The organism is Novosphingobium aeonii, assembly GCF_052279045.1.
Taxonomy (GTDB): domain Bacteria; phylum Pseudomonadota; class Alphaproteobacteria; order Sphingomonadales; family Sphingomonadaceae; genus Novosphingobium.
The window spans coordinates 1762501-1778170 of sequence record NZ_CP176833.1 but is presented as its reverse complement, the minus strand read 5'-3'; the positions used below and the strand labels follow the sequence as shown (position 1 = coordinate 1778170).

The window sequence follows — 15670 nt, the reverse complement described above, 5'->3', positions numbered from 1 at the left end:
CCGCGCTCCCCTTTGCCGCGTTCCGATCCTTCAGGCTGCCATTCCCGGACCGGCGCCGGATTACAAGCATTTCGCGAAGGGGCCATGGCGAGGGGGTCAGGCCGCGCGGTCGAGAATGCCGTCCGGGGCGGGCGGCCTGCCCGGCGGATGGCCGTGCGGGAAGAACACGCGGCGCAGCGTCAGCAGCGCCAGCACGCCTTCGCGCGCATGGGCAGGTTCGCACGCGGCGAGGGTGCGGATGCCGTGATCGATCGTGCTTTCCAGCATCTTTGGCGGGGTGATGGCCATGCGGGCGGCGGCCTGCGCGCGGTAGTGCGCGGCGACGGCCTGCCTTGCCGCGGCCAGTGCCGCCGCCGCATCCCCGCGTAACGAGCGTTCGAGCTTGCCCAGCCGCAGCAGGGCGGCCCCGGCGCGCAGATCGTTCAGTCCGTCCAGCAGGGCCGCGCCGGGATTGCCTCCGGTGGCGACAAGGCGCGGCGCGAGCAGGCCGATCCGGTCGAGCGCCACGCCGATCCAGGCGCCCGGCGCGGGCGCGCCGGGAGCGTCGAACCGGCCGATGTCACGCCAGCTCGCCTGCACGATGCGCTCCGCGCTTCGCCCTGCGCCCACCGTGGAGAAGATGCGCAGCATCACCACCGACAGCACCGCGCCGGCAAGCTGGGCGATGGCGACATTGATGAAGGTCGGGAAATGCTCGGCATATTCCTCGTTGAGGCCGACCGTGTTGAGCAGGCCCAGCAGCAGCCCGGTTGCCATGAGCGCCCGTGGGGGCCTGGCCAGCAGCGATCCGCCCACCAGCAGGTATGGGGCGAGAACGGCGATCAGCACGCCGAACTCCGTCACGCGCGGGAGGATCGCGAAAGCATAGGCGATGGCGGCGAACGTGGCGATCACCCAGCCGGCGAGGAACTTGTTGAGCAGCACGGCGGGCTGGTCGAACCCGGCGAAGAGGGAGCAGCAAATCGCCGCGATCATCACCGCGCCGTCCCCGCTCGGCCATGCGGTGAGCCGCCAGAAAGCCACCGCGACGCAGACCGTGGCCACCGCGTTGAGGCCGGAGCGCAGCGCCATGCCCCGGTCTTCGTGGAGGGCGCGCGGCACCGCGCTGCCGAGCAGGGCGGGCACGTCCGTGCTGACGGCGGCGCGCGAGGGGGCGTGGAGCTGGCGGCGCAAGTCCCGGCAGTGGCAATGCGCCTCGATCAGTTCGCCGAGGCGAACGAGCAGGCCCAGCTTCAGCAAGTCCGGCGCTGCCATGTCCGGGCCGACCTCGGGCTCCAGCGCCTGTGCCCGCCTTCTCAAGGTTGCGGCTTCCTCGCGGTAGCCGCCGTCATCGCGGTCCAGCCAGTCGCGGGCCTGCGCGGCGAGCCGGTCCAGCCGGGCATCGGCATGGCCTTCGCCGCGAAGCTCGTGAAGCCGGTCCTCCACGGCGGCGGCAAGCGGTGCGAGTATCGCCAGTTGCTGCTGGAGCGCCCGCACCGCGCCGACGCGCAGGCGCCTGCGGCCGGTGTCGAACGGCAGGTGAATGGAAAGCTGGTGCAGTTCGGCAATGTCGAGCGCCAGCTGGCGCCGGTCCCGCGCGAGGCGGACGGTGCTCGCTTCGTCCAGCGTGTCGATCGACCAGCGCTCGGCATCGAGCACGATCGCGTCGACGCGGGCCAGCAGGCGGTCGGAAACGCTGCGCGGGAAAACCAGCGAATGGACCAGCCCGGCGCAGAAGAAGCCCAGCGCGATCTCCTGCACGCGCGAGACGGCGGTGTTGAACACGGCTTCGGGGCGGTCGATGATCGGCATGGAAACGAGGATCGCGGTGAACCCGGCCAGGAGGTACATATAGGCCCGCGCGGTGCGGTCGATCACGGCGAGGTAGATGCACAGGCCCAGCCAGCCGGCCAGCGCCAGCGTGAGGAATTCGGGCGATCCGCGCAGGTTCGGCAGCAGGATCACCGCCACCGCCGCGCCGATCGCGGTGCCGGAAAGGCGGAACAACGCCTTGGAATGGACCGCGCCGGTCATCGGACTGGCGACGATATAGGCGGTCATCACCGACCAGAACGGCTTGGGAAACTGGAAGGTGAGCGCAAGGTAATAGGCGAGCGCCGCCGCCGCCAGGCACTTGAGCGAGAACAGCGCATCGGTAACGCCGAAACGGTCGGCGATGGACGGCGTCATCGTGCCTCGCCCGCCTTGGCGGGCTCGGGGCGGGACGGGCAGGTCCGGCGTGATACGGTCTGGGTCTGCATGGCTCCGGCGCTATGGGCTGCGGAGCCATGCCACTAGTCTGCGGTCAGGCTACAGACTGTCTCCTCATGGGAGACAATCGGCGGCGGCGAAGCGGGGGTATCAGGCCTGCGGCGCGGTGTCGGGGCGCAAGTAGGCGAACATGTGCGAGACATAGTCGGCCTTGCCCAGTTCGATGCCATGGCTGCGCAGGATCGCGTATGCCGCGTTGAGGTGGAAATAGAACTGCGGCAGCGACCAGTCGCGCGCGAATTCGCTGCCGGTCATGTCGAATTTCATGCCGTTGGGCAGTTCGATCGTCATCGGCAGATCGGCGCCGCCCTCAAGCGTGTCGGCCCCTTGCGCGCTCAGCAGGTCGAGCGCCTCGGCCACGCGGGCCTTTGCCTGCGCGATGGTGCCGGGCTGCTCTGCGGCGTTCCAGCCTTCGCGGCGCACTTCGAGAAGGGCCTCGGGCACGGGTTCGCCCTTCAGGCGATGAACGGCTTCCTGCGCCTGGAAACAGGCAAATCGCACTTGCGCGGCGAGCGGGAACATATCGGGCGCCAGCCGCGCGGACAGCAGCGCCTCGTCATCGCCGCCGGCGGCCGTTTCCTGTGTGGAAGCCTTGTCCAGCCATGCGGCCAGCCCGCGCAGCATCTGCGTGTAGGTGGGAACGAGCAATTGGGTAAGCAACATCGGAGGCGCTCCTGATCCTGTCCGTCAGTCTTCCAGGATACGGCTGTGCTGGCGGGTGTCCCGCATGCGGATGTAGATCGCCAGAGAGATGGCGATCATCACGGTGACGTAGATGTAGAAGGCGTGTTCGACCCCAGCCTGCTTGAACCACAGCGCGACGAATTCGGCGGTGCCGCCGAACAGCGTGTTGGCCAGCGCATAAGGCAGGGCCACGCCCAGCGCGCGGATATGGGCGGGGAACAGTTCGGCCTTCACCACCGCGTTGATCGAGGTATATCCGGTCACGATCACCAGTCCGGCCATGACCAGCAATCCGGCGGTGACCGGGTTCCTGGTGGTCGCCAGCGTCGCGAAGATGGGATAGGTGAACAGCACGCCCAGCACGCCGAAACCGATCATCAGCGGCTTGCGCCCGATCCTGTCGGACAGGGCGCCCGCCAGCGGCTGCAGCAGCATGAATACGAACAGCGTGATGCCGTTGATCGCGGAGGCCGTTTCCCGGCTGAGCCCGCTCGTGTTGACGAGGAACTTCTGCATGTAGATCGAATAGGCGTAGAAGGCGATCGTCCCGCCCGCGGTCAGCAGCATCACGGTCAGCGTTTCGCGCGGGTGGCTGCGGATCAGTTCGAGGAAGCCGGATTGCGGCGCCCCTTCGGCGCGGGCCTTCTCGAAGCTTTCGGTTTCCGCCATGCCGCGCCGCACGCGGAACACGATCACCGCCAGCGCTCCGCCGATCACGAAGGGAATGCGCCAGCCCCACGCGTCAAGCTGCGCCTCGCTCAGCACCGCCTGGAGCGTCAGCAACACGCAGATCGCCACGAGTTGCCCCGCGATCAGGGTGACGTACTGGAAGCTGGAAAAGAAGCCCCGGTTGTTGCGGCCCGCCATTTCGGAGAGATAAGTGGCGCTGGCGCCATATTCGCCGCCGATCGACAGGCCCTGCATCAGCCGGGCAAGGACCAGCAGCAGCGGCGCGCCGATGCCGATCGTCTGGTAGGACGGGGTCACCGCGATCAGCATCGATCCCGCGCACATCAGCGCGACCGACAGGGTGAGCCCGCTCTTGCGTCCGTGCCGGTCGGCATAGACGCCCATCAGCCATGCCCCGATCGGCCGCATCAGGAACCCCACCGCGAAGATTGCCGCCGCGCTCAGCAACTGGGCGGTGCGGTCCTCGCTCGGGAAGAAGTGCGGCGCGAAATAGAGCGTGAAGGCCGAATAGGCGTACCAGTCGTACCATTCGACGAGATTGCCGGTGGAACCGCCGAGGATCGCCTTCAGGCGCTTGTTCCGGTGATCCCGGAGGTCGGGTTCTGCAAGGTGAGCCGTCATCAGGGCAGAGGCCTATTGGAAATGCCGCCGCCGGTCCAGCGCCTTGGGCGTCCGCGAACCCGGTCCGCCCCGCAACCGCGCCGCCGCGCGGAAATTTCGCTGCGGGCACGCCATTTTCCGCAAACGACAAGATCTGCCGCAAACGATTAAAAAATCCGATCCGGAAAGTCCGGCGCGGCGGGATTTCGTCTAGAAATAACAAGGCCGCCCGCCGCGCCGAAACGATCGCGCTCATGGGCAATACCAAGAGGAAGCGATGCGCCAGGTCGTAGCAGTTCCAGGTTCCGTAACGGTGCGTTCCGCGCATCAGTTCAGGCAGGATATTCTTGCCGGGTTCGATGCGGGGCAGGATCTTGATCTTGACCTGTCGTCACTTGTCGAAGTCGATCTTGCATTTCTTGAGATCGTCTACTCTGCGCGGGATCACTGGATGCGCGCGGGCCGTGAACTGCGTCTGGCGCATCCTGCCGGCGGTCCGGTTGCCGCGCTGCTCGAACGCGCGGGCTTCCTGACGGACCCCACCCCCCAGGACCTCGAATTCTGGTTCCACGGAGAACTGCCGCAATGACTGCCTCGATCCTTACCGTCGACGATTCCCCCAGCCTGCGCATGGCGATCCGCATCGCGCTGACCGGCGCGGGCTACGACGTCACCGAAGCGGGAGACGGGGTCGAAGGGCTGAACGCGGCCGGCGCCAAGCGGTTCGACCTTATCATCACCGATCTCAACATGCCCAACATGGACGGGCTGACGATGATCCGCGAACTGCGCAAGGCGCCGGAGCAGGCCGGGATTCCGATCATCTTCCTCACCACCGAGAGCGATGACGCGATGAAGCAGCAGGCCAAGGCGGCCGGCGCCACCGGCTGGCTGGTGAAGCCCTTCGTGCCGGAGCAGCTCATCAAGGTCTCCCGCAAGGTGCTGGGCCGTTGAATACGCAGGATCCGGTCGCGGCGTTCCGCGTCGAGGCGGGCGACCTGCTCGACCAGCTCGAGCAGGGCCTGCTGGACCTCGGCCACCGGCTGGAGGACCGCGCGCTCATCGACGAAGTGTTCCGGGGGCTGCACACGCTCAAGGGCTCGGGCGCGATGTTCGGCTTCGATGCGCTGGCCGATTTCACTCACCATTGCGAGACCGCGTTCGACCGCGTGCGCAAGGGGCTGGCCCCGGCGACGCAGGAACTGGTCGCGGTGATCCTCTCGGCGCGGGACCACATGCGCGCGCTGATCGAAGGCGACGGCGCCGGGCTGGAGGCCGCAGGCACGGCGATCCTCGCCCAGCTCCAGGCCGCGATCGACGGCGCGGACACGGTGCCCGCCACTGCCATTGCCGCTGCCGGTGCGGTTCCTGCGGCCGCTTCCGCCGCCCGGAACGGCTGGCGGCTGTTCTTCCGGCTTCCCGCCGATGCCATGGCCAACGGCACCAACCCGCTGATGTTGCTGGACGAGCTGCGCGATCTTGGCGATTGCCGGATCGCCGCGCGCACCGATGCCGTGCCGCCGCTGGCCGATCTGGTGCCGACCGAGTGCCACATCGGCTGGGATGTCGAACTTCGCGGCGACATCTCGCGCGATGACATCGATGACGTGTTCATCTTCGTGATGGACGACATGGAACTCACTATCGAGCCGCTGGACGATGTTCCTGCCGAGGCGGTTGCCCAATTACCGGCAGATCAGGCGCCCGCCGCGCTCCCCGCCGCCGTGGAGGCTGCACCTGCGCCTCAGGCCGCACCGGCGCAGGACGGCGCGAATCCCGCCGGCCGTCCGGCGGCCAAGGCGGGCGAAAGCGTGCGCGTTCCCGCCGAGCGTCTGGACGAGCTGATGGACCGGGTGGGCGAACTCGTGATCGTCCAGAGCCGCCTTTCGCAGCTTGCCGCCGGCAGCGGTTCGGCGGTCGGCAACGAACTTGCGCTGCGTTCGATCTCCGAGGAAATCGAGCGGCTCGCGGGTGAACTGCGCGATACCATGATGGTGCTGCGCATGGTTCCCGTGGCCAGCCTGTTCAGCCGCTTCCGCCGCCTCGTCCATGATCTTGCGCGCGAGACCGGCAAGACCATCGAGCTTTCGACCGAGGGCGAGACCACCGAAGTCGACAAGACCATGATCGAGCGTCTGGCCGATCCCATGGTCCACCTGATCCGCAATGCCTGCGATCACGGCCTGGAAACGCCGGAAGACCGGATCGCCGCCGGAAAGCCTGCCGCTGGGCAGGTTCGCCTCTCCGCCCATCAGGCGGGCGGCGAAGTGCTCATCACCATCCGCGACGACGGGCGCGGGATCGACCGCGTGCGCGTTCGCGCCAAGGCCGAGGCGCAGGGGCTGATCCAGCCCGGCCAGCAGATTTCCGATCACGAACTGCTCCAGATGATCTTCCATCCCGGCTTCTCCACGGCGGCGCAGGTCACCAGCCTGTCCGGGCGCGGCGTGGGCATGGACGTGGTGAAGCGCACCATCGAGAGCCTGCGCGGCGCGATCGACATCACGTCGGCGCCGGGCGAGGGTTCCACCGTGGTGCTGCGCATCCCGCTGACGCTGGCGATCATCGACGGGCTGCTCGTGCGGGTGGGCAACGGCCGCTACGTGATCCCGCTCGGCGCGGTCGAGGAATGCCTCGAACTCAGCCTTGAGGAAGACCTGCGTTCGCGCGGCCGCAGCTTCATCACCCTGCGCGACCGGCTGGTGCCGTTCCTGCGCCTGCGCGAGATCTTCGACACCGGCACCCGGCCCGATCCGCATCAGAAGATCGTCGTCATCGCCACTGGCGCCGAGCGCGTCGGGCTGGTGGTGGACCAGATCATCGGCAGCCACCAGACCGTCATCAAGTCGATGTCGCCGCTGCATCGGGACGTCGCCACTTTCGCGGGGGCCACCATCCTCGGCGATGGCGGTGTCGCCCTGATCCTCGATGTCGTCCAGCTCGTCATGCTGGGCCAGAACCAGGAGGAGCGGCTTCGCGCCGCCGGATAAGTCATGAGCGAACCGTTCCAAGACCAGGCAGCCACCCGGTGGGATGCCGCCGGCCAGCTCGAAGTGCTGACCTTCAACCTCGGCGAGGAGACTTTCGCGCTGGAGGCCACGCTGGTTCGCGAGATCCTTGATCTCCTGCCCGAAACCCGCGTTCCCGGCGCGGCGCCGCTGCTGGGCAGCGTGGTGAACTTTCGCGGCAAGATCATCCCGATCGCCGACTTGCGGCTGGCCTTCGCCATGCCCGCGGCCGAAGCCACGGTGGACAGCCGCATCGTCGTGATCGAGACCGAGGCCGAGGGCGAGACGTTCCAGATCGGCATCCGCACGGACAAGGTCCACGAGGTGACGACGCTCCGGCAGAGCGCGAGCGAGAGCCCGCCCGCCGTGGGCCTGCGCTGGCGGCGCGACTTCGTGCGCGAACTGGTTCGCCGGCAGGACGGCGTGGTCGTCCTGCCCGATCTTGCCGCCATCTTTCGTTCACTGGTCGGCGGAACCGATTCCGCCGCGATCCAGCCATCCACACTTCATTGAGCCGGGGGGCCATCATGCGTGCAACCATCAAGCTGAAGCTCGGAGGTACTTTCGTCCTCCTCCTCATCATCATGGCAGCGATCATCGGGATCGGCATTTCCCGACTGTCGACGCTGAACGATTCGGTCGGCGATCTCGTGGCCGGGCCGGCAAAGCAGCTTGACCGCGCCCGCGCCATCGACGGCGGGGTGAGTATGATGGTCCGTTCCGAGAAGAACCTCGTCCTGACGGACGATCCGGTGCAGATCCGCGAACTCGAAACTCGCATCGTCACCTGGCGCGACCGGGTGGAGGAACAGGTCGAACAGGCCAATGCCAACGCTTCGGAAGAGACGCGGGCATCGTGGGCGCAATTGCGCGACCAGTGGAACGCGTTCAAGCCGGTGAACCAGCACGTCAGCGAGCTCAGCCGCAGCGACAAGGCCGCCGCCACCGCGCTCACCATGGGCGAATCGCGCGACCGGGCCCAGGCCGTGACCAAGACGGTCGAAAACCTCGTCCAGCTCCAGCAGGAGAAGATGGCCAAGGCCGACGCGGACACCGAGATCACTTACGGGTCGGCGCGCTCGCTCATGATCGGCATGGGTGTTGCCGGGTTCATCATCACCGTGGCCGCCGCGGCCTATCTCGCGCTGCTGATCTCGCGGGGCCTGAAGTCGGCGGGGGATGCCATGAGCCAGGTGGCCGAGGGCGACCTTACCCGCACGGCCCAGATCCGTTCGAACGACGAGATCAGCGACCTGCTGGGCCATGTGAACACGATGATCGAGCGTCTGCGCGGCGTGGTCGGCGATGCCACGGTCGCGGCGGAGAACGTTTCGGCGGGCAGCCAGGAGCTTTCGGCCAATTCCGAGCAGGTCTCGCAAGGCGCCACCGAACAGGCGGCCGCTGCCGAGCAGGCCTCGGCCTCGATGGAAGAGATGGCCGCCAACATCAAGCAGAACGCCGACAATGCGGCGCAGACCGAAAAGATCGCCCGCCAGTCCTCCAGGGATGCCGAAGCCAGCGGCGTGGCGGTGAACCGTGCGGTCGGCGCGATGCGCACGATTGCCGAGAAGATCGGCATCGTCCAGGAAATCGCCCGCCAGACCGACCTGCTCGCCCTCAACGCGGCGGTGGAGGCCGCGCGAGCGGGCGAGCACGGGCGCGGTTTTGCCGTCGTCGCATCCGAAGTGCGCAAGCTTGCCGAGCGCAGCCAGCAGGCTTCAGCCGAAATCAGCGCCGTCTCGACCGAGACCGTGCAGGCTGCTGCCGAAGCCGGCGACATGCTCTCGAAGCTGGTGCCCGACATCCGCCGTACCGCCGAACTGGTCTCGGAGATCAGCGTGGCCTGCCGCGAACAGGATATCGGCGCGGGGCAGATCAACGAGGCGATCCAGCAGCTCGACCAGGTGACGCAGCAGAACGCCGGCGCCTCCGAGCAGATCTCCACGACGTCGGAAGAACTCGCCGCGCAGGCGGAGGAGCTTCAGGCTTCGATCGCCTACTTCCGCACCGACGGGAACGGCACGCGCCGCAAGGCCGCGCCGGTGACATTCCGCCAGCCGGTGGCCGCCGCCCGCAAGGCAGCCGCTCCCACCCGCACTCCCCGTTCGCTCTCGGTCGCCGACCAGCAGGCCCGCGCCCGCGGCTTTGCGCTCGATCTCTCGACCGGCGGGCCTGACAGCGAGGACGAGGCGTTCAGCACTCACGCGGCCTGACGCGCCGACGCCGATTACCGTTTCTTTCCCCCCATCCGGGTCCCAAGGTTCCATTTCCCATGCGCGCTACGATTAAAATGAAGCTGGGCGTGACATTCGCCATAATCCTGATCCTGCTGGCCGTCGTGGTCGGCGTCAGCCTGACGCGTCTGAGCACGCTCAACACCGCGATCAGCGATCTCATCAGCGGCCCCGCCGCCCGGCTCGACCGGGCCCAGCAGGTACAGGTCGTGTTCGGCACCCTTGCGCGCAACGAGCGCAACATGACGATGACGAACGACCCGGAACTGGTGAAGGAATTCGACGACAAGGCCACGCGCTCGATGTCCGAGTTCGAGCGGCTGCTGGACGAGGGTGATGCGAATGCCTTGCCCGAAACCAAGCAGACCTGGCGCGAAATGCGGTCCTCGTTCGAGAACTTCAAGCCGCTGGATACGCGCATCCGCACCCTTGCGCGGGCCAACCAGAACGAGGAAGCGGCCGCACTGGCGCTGGGCAGCGCCCGCGACGTGCTGGACCGCGTGACCAAGCAGACCGACGATCTGGTCGCCCGTGCGCGGGAAGACATGCAGCAGGTCGACCGGCAGACCGATGCGCTCTATTCCTCGGCGCGCGCCACGCTGCTGACGGTTGCCATCGTCGCCATCCTTGGCGCGCTGGTGGGCGCGGTGTGGATCTCGCTGATCGTCTCGCGCGGGCTTGCCCGGGTCGGCACCGCGATCAACGCGGTGGCGATCGGCGATCTCGACAATGACGTGGAAGTGACCTCGAACGACGAGATCAGGGATCTTGTCGATACCGTCAACAAGATGACCGCGAACCTGCGCGTCAGCGCGGGTCTGGCCGACAAGATCGCCGACGGCGACCTGACCGTCAGCCACAAGCCGCTGTCCGAGCAGGACAAGCTGGGTCATGCCCTTGTCCGCATGATCGAGCGCCTGCGCGGTGTCGTCGGCGATTCCACGGTTGCGGCAAACAATGTCGCCAGCGGCAGCCAGGAGCTTTCCTCGACGTCCGAGCAGGTCTCGCAGGGGGCCACCGAACAGGCCGCCGCCGCCGAACAGGCTTCGGCATCGATGGAAGAGATGTCCGCCAACATCAAGCAGAACGCCGAGAACGCGGCCCAGACCGAGAAGATCGCCCGCCAGTCCGCCCAGGACGCCGAAGCCAGCGGTATCGCGGTGGACCGTGCGGTGGGCGCGATGCGCACGATCGCCGAGAAGATCGGCATCGTCCAGGAAATCGCCCGCCAGACCGACCTGCTGGCCCTTAACGCGGCCGTCGAGGCGGCGCGTGCCGGCGAACATGGACGCGGCTTTGCGGTGGTTGCCTCGGAAGTGCGCAAGCTGGCCGAACGCAGCCAGGGCGCGGCCGCCGAGATCAGCGCGGTTTCGGCCAACACCGTGGACGCGGCGACCGAAGCGGGCGAGATGCTCTCCAGGCTGGTGCCCGATATTCGCCGTACCGCCGAACTCATCTCGGAGATCAGCGCCGCCTGCCGCGAGCAGGACATCGGCGCGGGCCAGATCAACCAGGCGATCCAGCAGCTGGACCAGGTGACGCAGCAGAACGCCGGCGCTTCGGAGCAGATCTCCTCCACTTCGGAAGAACTGGCGGCGCAGGCCGAGGAACTCCAGGCCAGCATCGCCTACTTCCGCGTCGACAACGTCGGCAAGGCGCCGGGCCGGACCGCTGCGCCGGTGCGCAAGGCGGCGCCGATCAAGGCCCCGCTCAAGATCGGCGCGAAGCGTCCTTCCAGCGGCAACGGGCAGGCGCGTCCCAACGGCTTCGCGCTGGACCTCGCCATGGGCGGCCCGGACGACCACGACGATGCTTTCGGGATGCACGCGGCATGACGGATGGGCAGGAAATCCAGGCCGTGACCTTCGGTCTGGGGGCGGAGATCTTCGCGGTGCCGGTGACACTGGTCCGCGAGATCCTCGACTACCGCGAAACCTTCCGTATTCCGGGCGGCCCGGATTACCTGCTCGGCCTTACAGACATGCGCGGCGAGGGCATTACCACGATCGATTTCCGCCTGCGGCTCGGCCTGTCGCCGGTGGAACCGACCCCGGCGACGCGCATCCTGGTGATCGACATCCCGCTGGAGGACCGCGTGCTGGTGCTCGGGCTGGTGGTGGACCGCGTGATCGAGGTCACCAGCTTCCGCGCGGACCAGATCGGCGGCGCCCCGGACGTGGGCGTGCGCTGGCCTTCCGAATATATCGGCGGCGTGGTGAAGCGCGACGAGGGCTTCACCGTGCTGGTGGACATGGCGCGCATCTTCACGGCCGAGGAAGCCACGCGCCTGTCCTCGCAGGCCGCCGCCTGAGCCCGGCGTCCCTTCGGGGACGCCGCCTTTCCCCTCCTCACGACCCGGAACCGCGCAGATGTCAGCAGCCGCCCCCGCAATCCGCAGTTCGTCCCCCGCACAGCCCCATGCCGGCGATCCGATGAGCAAGCGCAATTTCGCGCGGCTGGCGGCCTATATCTTCGACTATTCCGGCATCAAGATGCCCGATAGCAAGAAGACCATGCTCGAAGGGCGCCTGCGCCGCCGCCAGCGGGCAACGGGCGCGCGCACGCTCGACGAATATTGCGACTACATCTTCGCGGACGAGAACCTGGCGCGGGAAGGGCTGTCGCTCATCAACGCGGTTACCACCAACAAGACCGATTTCTTCCGCGAGCCGGGCCATTTCGAATACCTGAGCAAGGTGGTCCTTCCCGAACTGGGCGCACGCGGCGTCCGCACCATCCGGGCGTGGAGCGCGGCCTGCTCGACCGGGCCGGAACCCTATACGCTGGCCATGGTGCTCGACGATCACGCCGAGACCCATGACGGCCCGGCTTACGGCATCCTCGCCACCGATCTCGATACCGACGTGCTCGAAACGGCGCGCAGCGGCATCTATCCGCGCGAACTGGTCGATCCGGTTCCCGATGCCCTCCAGCGCAAATACGTGATGTCCTCGCGCGATCCGGCCCGGCGCGACGTGCGCATGGTGCCCGCCCTGCGCAGCGCGATCGGCTTCGCGCGGCTCAACCTCATGGACGACCGCTACCCCGTGGGCGAGCCGATGCACCTGATATTCTGCCGCAACGTGCTGATATATTTCGACAAACCGACCCAGCGTAAGGTCGTTTCGCAGCTCGTCGATTGCCTGAAGCCGGGGGGGCACCTGTTCCTCGGGCATTCGGAATCGATCACCGGCCATGACCTGCCGCTCACGCAAGTCGCCAACACCGTGTTCCGGAAGGCCTGACCCATGCTTGCGGCCAAGAAGATCCGCGTCCTCGTCATCGACGATTCCGCCAGCGTCCGCCAGACGATGACCGCGATCCTCCAGGAAGACCCGGAGATCGAGGTGATCGGCGCCGCGCCCGATCCGTTCAGCGCCGCGCGCCGGATTCAGGAGGAAGTGCCCGACGTCATCACCCTTGATGTCGAGATGCCGCGCATGGACGGCATCACCTTCCTGCGCAAGCTGATGGTGCAGTGCCCCATCCCGGTGGTCATGTGTTCGTCGCTGACCGAGGAAGGCTCGGAAACGCTGCTCCAGGCGATGGAGGCCGGCGCGGTGGACGTGATCCTCAAGCCCCGCATCGGCGTGGCGGACCATCTGGCCGAGCATCATCTGCAGATCCGCGATGTCGTGAAGGGCGCGTCACGCGCCCGCGTTCGCGGCCGCCCGGCCCTGCGCGAGGCGAAGCCGGAAGGCCCGGCCAAGAAGCTCACCGCCGATGCCGTGCTGCCGCCGCCCAGCGGCCGCGCTATGAGCCGTACCACCGAAATGGTCGTCTGCCTCGGCGCCTCCACCGGCGGAACCGAGGCCTTGCGCGAAGTGCTGGAAGCGCTTCCCGCCAATGCGCCGGGCGTGGTGGTGGTGCAGCACATGCCGGAAAACTTCACCCGTGCCTTCGCGCGGCGGCTCGACGGTCTCTGCGAGGTCGACGTGAAGGAAGCTGCCGACGGCGACCCGGTGCTGCGCGGCCATGTGCTGATCGCGCCGGGGGGCAAGCACCTCATGCTCGAACGGCAGGGCGCGCGCTATCATGTCTCGGTGAAGGACGGACCGCTGGTCTCGCGCCATCGCCCCTCGGTGGACGTGTTGTTCCGCTCCGCCGCGCGTGCGGCCGGATCGAACGCGGTCGGCGTCATCATGACCGGCATGGGCGATGACGGTGCGCGCGGCCTGCTGGAAATGAAGCAGGCCGGGGCCCGCACTTTCGCGCAGGACGAGGCGACCTCGATCGTCTTCGGCATGCCCAGGGAAGCCATTGCGCGCGGTGCGGCAGACCGCGTGATCCCGCTTGGCGCCATTCCCCGCGAAGTGCTCGCGGCCACCAATCGATAGAAACGACCGCCCGATGACGACAACCGCCCATTTCCCCGAACCCGTGCTCGGCGCGCCTGAAGGCGCCCTTCTGGAGGGTGCCCCTCTGGCAGACGGATTGCCGCTCGCCGCGCTCCCTGCCGATCCCGCGCCCGATTTCGCGGCTCCGTCGCTGGCGGAACTGCGCGATGCGCTGGCCGGGATCGCCAGCGGTCTTGACGCGCGCTTCGTATCGGCGGGCACGGCGCTCGGCCGCGCCTATGAGATCGTCGAAGGGCTGATCGGAGCGCTGGAAAGCGTGACCAACGCCTTCGAGCGGGACGCTGCCGATGTCGCGGTGGGCAACATGCGCCGCACCGCCGACCGTCTCACGTGCCTGCCCGCGATCCAGGCGGCGCGGCGCGATGCCCTGAAGATGATCGAACAGGCCAGCGCGGCGCTGGCGGTGCAGATCGAACAGGTCAACCGCACGCTTAGCTTCCTGCGCATCTGCGGCCTCAACATCAAGGTGGCCGCAGCCGGTTCCGGCGACTTTTCGAGCTTCGCGGACATGATGTTCACCAAGCTCGACCTTGGCGAGCAGGAGATGGAGAGCATCTCGCGCGAGATCGCCTGGCTGGCCGAAGCCGTTCCCGGCATGTTCGAGGTCGAACGCCAGCTTGCGGTCGAATGCGCGCTGGTCGTTCCGCATATTCCGCGCAAGCTGGCCGAAGATGCCGTGGCCTTGCAGCGCGACCAGATCGAACAGGCGGACCGCGCCGTGCGGATTTCGGCGGCGGCAAGGGATATCCGCACGCAGGTGGGGACCGCGCTGGGCGCCCTGCAGGTCGGCGACAGCACCCGCCAGCGGCTGGAACACGTCGCCGACGGGCTCAGCGACGTCGATGCATTTCTGGAACAGGGCCCGGCGTTCGGTGCCGAAGTGGCGGAAGCGGTCGGCGGCCATGCCCTGGCGCTGCTTGCGGCGCAGGCCCTCGATACGCTCGAGGCGTTCCAGCGCGAATCCCGCCTGCTGGCGAGCAGCCTGCGCGGCATCGGGCCGAGCGCGGTGATGCTGCTCGAAATGCGCGGGACAGGCGATAGCCCACAAGGCGATGAGGAGGGCGTGTTCCTTCACGTGCTCGAACGCAGCGTGGCCGAAGTCGCCGCAGTGACCCAACAACTGCGCGAGGCCGATGCCCGCTCCAACCGCCTGAGCAACCGGGCCTCGTCCACCGCCGAAAATCTCGCGCTGCGCCTCGCTACGGTGCACCGCATCACCGGCGATGTGCAGCAGATGGCGTGGAATACCGACTTGCGCTGCTACCGGATGGGAACCGAGGGGCGGGGACTGGCCGTGGTCGCCTCCGAGATTCGCGGTTTTGCCGCCACGCTGGAGACGATCGCCTCCGCCATCGCGCTGTCCTTCGACGGTCTGACGTCGGCTGCGGGCGTCATTCGCGGTTCGCAGGAAGACGAACCGGCGGACGCGGGGCAGGCGCTGGCAGAATCGCTCACCTGCATCCGCGAAGGCGGGCAGCGAATGGGCGCGGGCCTGTCAGAGCTGGACCGCAGCGCCCTGGCCGTTGCCGAAATCCTTGAGGATACGACCGGCAAGATCGATTGCGAGGACGAAGTCGGCGGCCCGCTGATGGCGGTGACAGAACGGCTCTCTGGCCTTGGCCGGATATGCGCGGAAATCCCGGAAGAGGGCCTCGCTCCATCCGCCGAACTGCTCGACCGGATCGCGGCGCGCTATACCATGGCCCGGGAACGTGAAATCCATCGCGGCTTCCTGCCGGAAGAGGAAGCCGGCGCATCGGCCCCGGATTCCGCCGATATGTTCGATGACGACGACGATTTCGACGACGGCCTCTTCTAGCGGGGCCCCGGCCCCCTCGTTGCTTCG

General features: G+C 67.6%; 12 protein-coding genes and 1 pseudogene. 10 read left to right on the top strand and 3 right to left on the bottom strand.

Going from position 1 to position 15670, the window contains the following annotated elements:
• Window positions 1-96 precede the first annotated feature (96 nt).
• The 3 genes from ACLIMP_RS23220 to ACLIMP_RS23210 form a co-directional block, all read right to left on the bottom strand.
• Window positions 97-2169, bottom strand: coding sequence for an FUSC family protein (locus tag ACLIMP_RS23220; protein ID WP_443478450.1), 2073 nt, complete (start codon window positions 2167-2169; stop codon window positions 97-99).
• A 171-nt stretch (window positions 2170-2340) separates the two neighbouring features.
• A complete protein-coding gene (locus ACLIMP_RS23215) occupies window positions 2341-2913 on the bottom strand; it encodes a DUF1993 domain-containing protein (RefSeq protein WP_443478449.1) in 573 nt (190 codons plus the stop codon).
• A gap of 24 nt (window positions 2914-2937) precedes the next feature.
• Window positions 2938-4245, bottom strand: a complete 1308-nt coding sequence (locus ACLIMP_RS23210) for an MFS transporter (RefSeq protein ID WP_324699343.1) — start codon at window positions 4243-4245, stop codon at window positions 2938-2940.
• 253 nt (window positions 4246-4498) lie between these two features.
• On the opposite strand from ACLIMP_RS23210, the pseudogene ACLIMP_RS23205 reads away from it, so the two are divergent.
• The 10 genes and pseudogenes from ACLIMP_RS23205 to ACLIMP_RS23160 all read left to right on the top strand — a co-directional run.
• Window positions 4499-4813 (top strand): annotated as a pseudogene (locus ACLIMP_RS23205) (STAS domain-containing protein); the annotation flags it as partial.
• Complete coding sequence (locus tag ACLIMP_RS23200) at window positions 4810-5178, top strand: response regulator (protein ID WP_054435948.1); 369 nt, start codon at window positions 4810-4812, stop codon at window positions 5176-5178. The pseudogene ACLIMP_RS23205 and the gene ACLIMP_RS23200, both read left to right, overlap by 4 nt.
• Window positions 5175-7214 (top strand): chemotaxis protein CheA, encoded by a 2040-nt coding sequence (locus tag ACLIMP_RS23195; RefSeq protein WP_443478448.1) that lies wholly within the window; start codon window positions 5175-5177, stop codon window positions 7212-7214. Before ACLIMP_RS23200 ends, ACLIMP_RS23195 begins: the two co-directional genes overlap by 4 nt.
• Before the next feature lie 3 nt (window positions 7215-7217).
• The gene (locus ACLIMP_RS23190; protein ID WP_324699347.1) at window positions 7218-7745 is read left to right on the top strand and encodes a chemotaxis protein CheW; all 528 of its coding nucleotides are present in this window, start codon (window positions 7218-7220) and stop codon (window positions 7743-7745) included.
• Window positions 7746-7759: 14 nt separating this feature from the next.
• Window positions 7760-9445 (top strand): methyl-accepting chemotaxis protein, encoded by a 1686-nt coding sequence (locus ACLIMP_RS23185; protein ID WP_443478447.1) that lies wholly within the window; start codon window positions 7760-7762, stop codon window positions 9443-9445.
• A gap of 59 nt (window positions 9446-9504) precedes the next feature.
• Window positions 9505-11301, top strand: coding sequence for a methyl-accepting chemotaxis protein (locus ACLIMP_RS23180; RefSeq protein ID WP_054435952.1), 1797 nt, complete (start codon window positions 9505-9507; stop codon window positions 11299-11301).
• Window positions 11298-11777, top strand: a complete 480-nt coding sequence (locus ACLIMP_RS23175; RefSeq protein ID WP_443478446.1) for a chemotaxis protein CheW — start codon at window positions 11298-11300, stop codon at window positions 11775-11777. Before ACLIMP_RS23180 ends, ACLIMP_RS23175 begins: the two co-directional genes overlap by 4 nt.
• 121 nt (window positions 11778-11898) lie before the next feature.
• On the top strand, window positions 11899-12711 hold the full coding sequence (locus ACLIMP_RS23170; protein ID WP_132469715.1) for a CheR family methyltransferase: 813 nt from the start codon (window positions 11899-11901) through the stop codon (window positions 12709-12711).
• Between the two features lie 3 nt (window positions 12712-12714).
• Window positions 12715-13803 carry a protein-glutamate methylesterase/protein-glutamine glutaminase gene (locus tag ACLIMP_RS23165; RefSeq protein ID WP_443478445.1) on the top strand — a complete coding sequence of 363 codons (1089 nt, stop codon included), beginning with the start codon at window positions 12715-12717 and terminating at the stop codon, window positions 13801-13803.
• Window positions 13804-13816: 13 nt separating this feature from the next.
• Window positions 13817-15643: a hypothetical protein gene (locus tag ACLIMP_RS23160; RefSeq protein ID WP_443478444.1), complete on the top strand. Its 1827-nt coding sequence runs from the start codon at window positions 13817-13819 to the stop codon at window positions 15641-15643.
• Window positions 15644-15670 lie beyond the last annotated feature (27 nt).